General features: G+C 66.4%; 2 protein-coding genes. One reads left to right on the top strand and one right to left on the bottom strand.

Annotated features, from left to right (window positions below; all coding sequences use genetic code 11):
* On the top strand, window positions 1-518 hold a 518-nt coding region (locus FMEAI12_RS00280; RefSeq protein WP_235013537.1), incomplete at its 5' end, for a transposase.
* Between the two features lie 92 nt (window positions 519-610).
* On the opposite strand, the gene FMEAI12_RS00275 is transcribed toward FMEAI12_RS00280, so the two are convergent.
* Window positions 611-789: transposase (locus tag FMEAI12_RS00275; protein WP_146776587.1), on the bottom strand; the 179-nt coding region annotated here is incomplete at its 5' end.

Genomic DNA, 789 nt, shown 5'->3' with positions numbered 1-789 from the left:
GGGTAGGGCTTGCGTTCTGCCATGTCTTCCAGCAGAACGCACCAGCCGCCGACCGCAAGACGATCAGCCCCACACCCAAAAGATCAACTCAAGCTGAGGCCCGGCAAAAGCGTACAGAACGCCCACTCAAGCCCGTCTACACCGCCCCCACCGAGGCCGCCGCGCTCGACCGGTTCAGCGACTTCGCCGCCGTCTGGGAGAAGAAGTACCCCGCGATCATCCGGCTCTGGGAGAACGCCTGGTCCGAGTTCGTCCCGTTCCTGCGCTTCGACGCCGAGATCCGCACCGTCATCTGCACCACGAACGCCATCGAGAGCCTGAACGCCCGGTTCCGCCGCTCCGTGAAGGCCCGCGGCCACTTCCCGTCCGAGCAGGCCGCCCTCAAGCACCTCTACCTCACCCTGACCAGCCTCGACCCCACCGGACACGGCCGCGCCAAGTGGACGAACCGCTGGAAGGCACCCCTCAACGCCTTCGACCTCGCCTTCGACGGACGCCTGTCCGCCGGCCGCAAGTAGACCAGCTCACAGCAGTGGGCTCCCAGTAGCACCAACATCAACCGTTACACCGTTAGCTGGACAGTCCCTTCCCAGTTGGCCGGAATCTGTAGTCAGCTGATCACGCCGCCTGCGGCGGGGTGGTTGACGGTGTGTAGCCAGGTCGGGCGGGTCGCGCGGGAGGCGAAGTAGCGGGCGCGGAGCTGCTGGTTGGTGACGTTGCGCAGGCCGAACGCGGTCCGGTAGACGAGCTTGACGAGCCGGTTGACGCCCTCCGTGGCCGCGTTGGACA

Source organism: Parafrankia sp. Ea1.12 (assembly GCF_900465275.1).
Lineage (GTDB): Bacteria > Actinomycetota > Actinomycetes > Frankiales > Frankiaceae > Parafrankia > Parafrankia soli.
Note: the sequence above shows the minus strand (reverse complement) of the source record. Positions and strands in the feature narration are given on the sequence as shown.